This window comes from Albidovulum sp. (genome assembly GCF_008933605.1).
In the GTDB taxonomy this organism is placed as follows: Bacteria; Pseudomonadota; Alphaproteobacteria; order Rhodobacterales; family Rhodobacteraceae; genus Albidovulum.
This window is the reverse complement of sequence record NZ_WBUS01000158.1, coordinates 1-7253: the sequence shown is the minus strand read 5'-3', so window position 1 is coordinate 7253 and position 7253 is coordinate 1. Positions and strand designations below refer to the sequence as shown.

Sequence of the window (7253 nt, the reverse complement as noted above, 5' to 3'; positions counted from 1 at the left end):
GCGGGGACGGGCGGGCTGGCCGGGGGCTTGGGCGCCGACGCCATCGCGGCGGCCGTCCCGGATTCCGCGCTCGCGGACGGGCTTTTCGGCCGGGAAGGGCTGACCGTCACCCGGCAGGAGGCGGGTGTGCCCCTTTGGGTCGCGCGCGCGGGCGACGAAGAACTGGGAGCAATCGGCTCGACCTGGGAAATCGCCGGATCGGTCGGCTACTCCGGCCGGCCGCTCGACGTGCTTGTGGCGGTCACGCCGGACGCCAGGATCGCCGGGGCCCGGCTCATGGCCCACAACGAGCCGGTGCTGACGCTCGGTATCTCGGACGCCGACATCGCCGCCTATGTGGACGGGTTCGCCGGCTACGACCTGACCGCGCCCCCCGACCCGACGCTTGCCGGAACGCCGGGACTGCCCGACGTGATCGCCCGTGCGACGGTCTCGACCGGCGTCATCCGAGACGGCATCCTGCGCACCGCCCGCACGCTCGCCATCGGCCGCGGCTACATCGCCGCGGGCGGCGGGATCGACCGGCTGAGCTTCGCCCCCGCCGACTGGCCCGCGCTCGTCGCCTCGGGCGCCCTGGCGGAGGCGCGCATCAGCATGACCGATGCCGCGGCCGCCCTCGCCGGCGCCACGGTGCCGGTCCCGCCGGGGGAAGGCGACTTCCTGCATCTCTGGACCGGGATCATCGACCCTCCGGCGGTTGGCCAGAACCTTTTCGGCCAGCAGGCCTTCACCTCGGCCGTGGGCTCCCTCGGGCCGGGCGAGACGGTGCTGGCCCTCGTTTCGTCCGGCGCCTATTCCCACCGCGGCACCGACTGGAAGCGCAGCGGCGCCTTCGACCGGGTGAGCGTCGTGCAGGGCGAGACGCGGCTGCACCCCGACGCGACGGGCTACACGATGGTCAAGCGGCTCGCCATCGCGGGCGCCCCCGAGGTGAAGGAGATCAGCCTCTTCCGCCTGCCACCCGAGATCGACCCGATGCAGCCCTTCCGCGTCGAGGTTCGCGCGGCCCGTCCCGCCGCCTCGGGCGAGGTCGCGTTGACCCTCGGCGCCGACTACCGCCTGCCGGATGCCCACCGCCTTGCCGCGCCGGCGGAGCCGCAGCCGCTCTGGCGCGAGGTCTGGACCGAGAAACGGGAGGAGACCGGGATCGTCGCGGCGATGCTTGCAGTGCTCACCCTCATCCTTTTCGCGCAGGAGTGGATCACCCGCCGCCCGAAGCTCTGGCTCATCAGCCGCGTGAGCTTCCTTGCCACGACGCTCCTCGTACTCGGATGGGGGCTGAACGGGCAGTTGTCGGTGGTGCAGGTGATCGCCTTCCTCCACTCGCTCCTCGCCGGCTTCCGCTGGGAGACCTTCCTGATCGAGCCGGTGATCTTCCTCCTGTGGTCCTTCACCGCGCTCGGGATGCTCTTCTGGGGCCGCGGCGTCTATTGCGGCTGGCTCTGCCCCTTCGGCGCGCTCCAGGAACTGACCAACCTCGCCGCCCGGCGGCTTGGCGTGAAGCAGGTGGCGGTACCGCAGGCGCTGCACGAGCGGCTCTGGGTCATCAAGTACACGCTCTTCGTGGGGCTTCTCGCGCTCTCGTTCTATTCCATGCACGAGGCGCTGGTCATGGCGGAGGCGGAGCCCTTCAAGACCGCGATCTCGCTGCGCATGTGGCGGGCCTGGCCCTTCGTTCTCTATGTCCTCGTGCTTCTCGGCGCAGGGCTCTTCATCGAGCGGTTCTATTGCCGTTACCTTTGCCCGCTGGGCGCGGGCATCGCGATCCCGGCCAAGCTGAAGGTCTTCGACTGGCTGAAGCGGCGCCCGCAGTGTGGCCGTGAATGCCGGCTATGCGAGACGAAATGCACGGTCGGCGCGATCGATCCGCTCGGCCGGATCAATGCCAACGAATGCGTCCTCTGCCTGCGCTGCCAGGTCGTGATGAACGACCCAGGCATCTGCCCGGTCCTAAAGCGGCGGGCGCGCGGCGCGGAAGGAGTTCCCGCATGACACCGCTCGTCCGCCTCCTCGGCGAGGGTTTCCGCGCCTTCTTTCTTGCCGCCGGGCTCTACGCCGTTCTTGCCATCGGCCTCTGGACGCTCTCCTTCGTCGTGCCGGTCCCGCTGCCCGAGGCGCTGCCGCCGGTCGAGTGGCATGCACACGAGATGATCTTCGGCTACGGCGCCGCCGCGCTCGGCGGCTTCCTCCTGACGGCGGTGCCGAACTGGACCGGCGCGAAGGCCGCGCGGCACGCCTTCATCGCCTCCGCGGTCGGCCTCTGGCTCGCCGGGCGGATCGCGGTCTGGTGCGCCGGCATCCTTCCCCTGCCCCTCGTCGCCGCCGTTGACCTCGCCTTCCTGCCGCTTCTCGCGGCCAAGATCGCCACCCAGCTCGTCCGCCGGCCGAAGCCGCAGAACGTGATGTTCCTCGGCCTCCTCGCGCTGATCTGGACGGCGAATCTCTTCGTCCATCTGGAATGGATGCGGGTCGCCGCCGCGACCGCCCTGCCGGGCCTCCATGCCGGGCTTTACGGGCTCGTCGCGATGATCGCCGTCCTCGGCGGCCGCGTGACGCCCGCCTTCACCCGCAACGCGATGACACGGGCCGGGCGCGAGACCGCCCTGCCCCGCTCCTTCGCGCGGCTCGACGCGCCGGCCATCGCGGCGGCGATCGCCCTGCCCGTCGCGACCCTGGCGGCGATGCCGCCCGCGATCTTCGGGTCGATCGCGCTCCTCGCCGGGGCCGGGCAACTCGCACGCCTCGCCTTCTGGCGCCCTGGCTTCACCCTGGACCAGCCGATCCTCTGGGCGCTGCACCTGTCCTTCGGGCTGATCGGCGTCGGCCTGATCCTGACCGGGCTCGCCGCCTTCGGCCTCGGCGCACCCGTCGGCGCGCTCCATGTCGTCGCCATCGGCGGCGTGGGCGGCATGACGCTCGCCGTGATGTCCCGCGCGAGCCTCGGCCATTCGGGACGTCCGCTGGTCGCCCCCGTGCCGGTGGCGCTCGCCTATGTGCTCCTGCCCCTCGCCGCGCTCGTCCGCTGGGCCGCCGCCACCTACGCCGGGATCGCCCTTCCCGCAACGCTCGCCGCCGGCGCGCTCTGGTCGCTGGCGTTCCTCATGTACCTCGTCGCGCTCTGGCCCGTGTTCTGGGGGCCGCGCGTGAGAACTCCCGCGGAGTGAACCATGCACCGCCGCCGCTTCCTCACCATCGCCGCCGCCGCGACCCTCGCCCGCCCCGCCCGGGCAGCGGCACCTTCGGTCTGGACCGGCCGGGCGATGGGTGCGGCCGCACGGATCGTCCTGCACGGCGCGGAACCGTACCGCGCGCAGCGCCTCTTCGCCCGCGTCGAGGCCGAACTCCTTCGGGTCGAGGCGCATTTCTCCCTCCACACAGATTCGGCGCTCACGCGGCTCAACCGCGACGGCCGGCTGACCCATCCGGCGCCCGAGGTTCTCGCGCTCTTCGATCTCGCGTCCCGCGTCCACGCCGCGACGGGCGGGGCCTTCGACCCCTCGATCCAGCCGCTCTGGCTGGCCGTCGCCACGGGCGGCGACACGGTGGCGGCGCGGGCGCTCGTCGACTGGTCCCGGCTGCGCATCGGCCCGGACGAGATCGCGCTCGCGCCGGGCCAGTCACTCACCTTCAACGGGATTGCGCAGGGCCATGCCGCGGACCGAATCGCGGGCCTCCTCCGGGCCGAGGACTTTGGCGACATGCTGATCGACATGGGCGAGGTGATGGCGCTCGGCCGCAACGGCGGCCGGGCCTGGCAGGCCGCGATCGCCGCGCCCGACGGGGCGGAAATCGCGCGGATCGGGCTCACCGACCGCGCGCTTGCGACCTCGTCGCCCACCGGAACGCGGATCGGCGCCGCCGCGCCCCACATCCTCCACCCGGCGGGCCTTCCGGCCCGCTGGTCGACTGTCGCGGTCTCCGCCCCCGACGCTGCCACGGCGGATGCGCTGTCCACCGCGTTCTGTCTGATGGGGCGGGAAGAGATCAATGCAGCACTCGCAGCATTTCATGCCGCGCGCATCGAAATATTGAGCTAAGTGTTTGACTTTAGTTAAGGCTGCCGATGCCGCATTGCGGCAAATCCCTCCTGTGATTCAATTGCTCCGGGAAGGATTTGCGCAATGCGCGAAGTCATGACCAAGAGCATGGCCCGCAATATCTTCTATGGCGGCTCCCTGTTCTTCATTCTCATCTTCGTCGGGTTGACGGCACATAGCCACCGTTACATCCGCACGACATCCACCGACGCAGCCGGGCTGACCGACAGCGTCGCGGCGGGCAAGCACATCTGGGAAGAGAAGGCCTGCATCAACTGCCACACGATCCTAGGCGAAGGCGCCTATTTCGCGCCCGAGCTGGCCAATGTCATGACCCGCTGGGGCGTGGCCGATGATCCGCAGGCCGCGTTCGACGCGCTCAAGGGCTGGATGGATGCGATGCCCACCGGCATCGAGGGCCGCCGCCAGATGCCGCAGTTCAACCTGACCGACCAGGAATACCGCGAGCTTGCCGACTTCCTCCTGTGGACGAACAGGATTCGCGCCCAGGACTGGCCCCCGAACGACGCGGGCTGAGGAGAGAGTGAAATGAAATACCAGACACAGAAAATCGCGCTGGCCTACTTCCTCGTGGCCATGGCGCTCTTCGCCGTGCAGGTCTCGCTCGGCCTGCTCCTCGGCTGGATCTATATCTACCCGAACTTCCTGGCCGAGATCCTGCCCTTCAACATCGGCCGGATGCTGCACACCAACAGCCTCATCGTCTGGCTGCTCCTCGGCTTCTTCGGCGCGGCCTACTACCTGCTGCCGGAGGAAACCGAGCGGGAGATCTACTCGCCGAAGCTCGCCTACCTGCAACTGGCGATATTCGTGCTCGGCACCGCAGGCGTGGTCGTCACCTATTTCTTCAATCTCTTCGAGGGCAACTTCCTGCTCGGCAAGCAGGGGCGCGAGTTCCTGGAACAGCCGACCTGGGTGAAGGCGGGCATCGTCGTCGCCGCGCTGATCTTCCTCTACAACGTCTCGATGACGGTGCTGGCCGGCAAGAAGACGGCGATCACCAACATCCTGCTTCTCGGCCTCTGGGGCCTCGCGCTCCTCTTCCTCTTCGCCTTCTACAACCCGTCGAACCTCGCTCTCGACAAGCTTTACTGGTGGTATGTCGTCCATCTCTGGGTCGAGGGCACCTGGGAACTGGTGATGGCCTCGATCCTCGCCTTCCTGATGCTGAAGCTGACCGGCGTCGACCGCGAGGTGGTGGAGAAGTGGCTCTACGTCATCGTCGCCGCGGCGCTCTTCTCGGGCATCCTCGGCACGGGGCACCACTACTACTGGATCGGCGCGCCCGGCTACTGGCAGTGGATCGGCTCGATCTTCTCCTCGCTCGAGGTGATCCCCTTCTTCGCCATGATGGCCTTCGCCTTCGTGATGGTCTGGAAAGGCCGCCGCGACCACCCGAACAAGGCCGCGCTCCTGTGGTCGCTGGGCTGCGCCACACTGGCCTTCTTCGGCGCCGGGGTCTGGGGCTTCCTGCACACGCTGCACGGGGTGAACTACTATACCCACGGCACGCAGATCACCGCCGCGCACGGCCACCTCGCCTTCTTCGGCGCCTATGTCGCGCTGAACCTCGCGATCATCTCCTACGCGATGCCGCATCTGCTGGGCCGTGATCCCTACAATCAGGTCCTCAACATGGCGTCCTTCTGGCTGATGTCGGGCGGCATGGTCTTCATGACCTTCACGCTCACCTTCGCGGGCACCGTGCAGACGCACCTCCAGCGGGTGATGGGCGAGGCCTACATGGACGTGCAGGACCAGCTCTGGATCTTCTTCGCGATGCGCTTCGGCTCGGGCGTGGCGGTCGTCCTTGGCGCGGTGCTCTTCATCTACTCCGTGCTCCTGCCGCGCCGAGAGGTCATCGAGCCCGGCCCGCTGGAACGTGGCCGGATCGAGCGCGATCCCGACCATGTAGCCGCGGAGTGAGCAAGATGGACGGAACCTTTGACCTGAAGGGGGCGGCGGCCGCCCCCTTCTACCTGCCGCAGGGCGACGAGTGCGACATCTTCGCGGCAGCCCACCGAAACCGCCTGCCGGTCCTTCTCAAGGGGCCGACCGGCTGCGGCAAGACCCGCTTCGTCGCCCATATGGCGGCACGGCTGGGCCGACCGCTCCACACCGTCGCCTGCCATGACGACCTTTCCGCCCCCGACCTCATCGGGCGCTACCTGCTCAAGGGCGGCGAGACTGTCTGGGTCGACGGGCCCTTGACCCGCGCGGTGCGTGAAGGCGCAATCTGCTACCTCGACGAGGTGGTAGAGGCGCGGAAGGACGTGACCGTCGTGCTCCATCCCCTGACCGACGACCGCCGCATCCTGCCGATCGACCGGACCGGCGAGGAACTGGAGGCCGCTCCTGGCTTCATGCTCGTCGCCTCCTACAACCCCGGGTACCAGAACATCCTCAAGACGATGAAGCCTTCCACCCGGCAGCGCTTCATCAGCCTGGACTTCACCTTCCCGAAGCCCGAACACGAGATCCCCGTCGTCGCCCGCGAAAGCGGCCTCGCCGAGGACCGGGTGAAGCCGCTCGTGCGGCTTGCCAACAAGTTCCGCGCGCTGAAGGGGCAGGACCTGGAGGAAGGCACATCCACCCGCCTCGTCGTCTATGCGGCGACGCTCATCGCGCAAGGCATGGCGCCCGACCGGGCCATCCGGGTCGCGATGATCGAACCGCTCACCGACGACGAAGACACCAAGCGCGGGCTCCTCGATCTCGTCACGGCCGTTTTCGGGTGAGGCCGGCCGATGTCCGGGATCGAAATCGAGCCATGGGAACCCGAGGAAACCGTCGGGAAACTGTGGCACGCCTATGCCAGCCGTCTTGACGCACCCAGCGTCCACGACGGAGCCCGTGTCGGCCTTTCCGAGGTCGGCGGACGGCTGGCAGTTCTTTTTCGCGGCCTTGGCGGCAGCCCGGCCGTCGAGATCAAGCCGGTGGCGGCCGAACGGACGGCGCATCGCCTGTCGCTGCGCCGCCGCCTCGGGACCGATGTCGAGACGACACCGCGCGCGAGCTTCGACGGCGAGGCGCTGCGCCTGCCGGAAAGCCTCGCCGTCTTCCCGGCGCGCGAGGCCAACGCCGCGCTCTACATCTGGCTCGCCGCCGCTGCGGCCCACGCCGGCACCCCGCGCATCGAGGACGACCCCCTGCGCGCCGACCTCGCCGCGCTGATCGCCGCGCGCGGGATGACGG

The 7253-nt window shown here is 69.1% G+C and carries 6 protein-coding genes and 1 pseudogene; all 7 read left to right on the top strand.

Annotation, left to right across the window (positions count from 1 at the left end; all coding sequences use genetic code 11):
• Positions 1-27 precede the first annotated feature (27 nt).
• Positions 28-1992, top strand: a complete 1965-nt coding sequence (locus F9K34_RS15755; RefSeq protein ID WP_291338074.1) for a NosR/NirI family protein — start codon at positions 28-30, stop codon at positions 1990-1992.
• Positions 1989-3164 carry an NnrS family protein gene (locus tag F9K34_RS15750; RefSeq protein ID WP_291338073.1) on the top strand — a complete coding sequence of 392 codons (1176 nt, stop codon included), beginning with the start codon at positions 1989-1991 and terminating at the stop codon, positions 3162-3164. The genes F9K34_RS15755 and F9K34_RS15750 overlap by 4 nt, the downstream gene beginning before the upstream one ends.
• Before the next feature lie 3 nt (positions 3165-3167).
• Positions 3168-4037, top strand: a complete 870-nt coding sequence (locus F9K34_RS15745) for an FAD:protein FMN transferase (protein WP_291338072.1) — start codon at positions 3168-3170, stop codon at positions 4035-4037.
• Between the two features lie 84 nt (positions 4038-4121).
• A complete protein-coding gene (locus F9K34_RS15740) occupies positions 4122-4574 on the top strand; it encodes a c-type cytochrome (RefSeq protein ID WP_291338071.1) in 453 nt (150 codons plus the stop codon).
• A 12-nt stretch (positions 4575-4586) separates the two neighbouring features.
• A complete protein-coding gene (locus tag F9K34_RS15735) occupies positions 4587-5984 on the top strand; it encodes a cbb3-type cytochrome c oxidase subunit I (RefSeq protein WP_291338070.1) in 1398 nt (465 codons plus the stop codon).
• Positions 5985-5989: 5 nt separating this feature from the next.
• On the top strand, positions 5990-6796 hold the full coding sequence (locus F9K34_RS15730; protein WP_291338069.1) for a CbbQ/NirQ/NorQ/GpvN family protein: 807 nt from the start codon (positions 5990-5992) through the stop codon (positions 6794-6796).
• A 9-nt stretch (positions 6797-6805) separates the two neighbouring features.
• Positions 6806-7253 (top strand): annotated as a pseudogene (locus F9K34_RS15725) (nitric oxide reductase activation protein NorD); the annotation flags it as partial.

What these genes read in the sequence shown, in the direction of transcription:
- F9K34_RS15730 (WP_291338069.1), top strand. Translation starts at nt 5,990, where the DNA reads ATGGACGGAACCTTTGACCTGAAGGGGGCGGCGGCCGCCCCCTTCTAC.
- F9K34_RS15735 (WP_291338070.1), top strand. Translation starts at nt 4,587, where the DNA reads ATGAAATACCAGACACAGAAAATCGCGCTGGCCTACTTCCTCGTGGCC.
- F9K34_RS15750 (WP_291338073.1), top strand. Translation starts at nt 1,989, where the DNA reads ATGACACCGCTCGTCCGCCTCCTCGGCGAGGGTTTCCGCGCCTTCTTT.
- F9K34_RS15740 (WP_291338071.1), top strand. Translation starts at nt 4,122, where the DNA reads ATGCGCGAAGTCATGACCAAGAGCATGGCCCGCAATATCTTCTATGGC.
- F9K34_RS15745 (WP_291338072.1), top strand. Translation starts at nt 3,168, where the DNA reads ATGCACCGCCGCCGCTTCCTCACCATCGCCGCCGCCGCGACCCTCGCC.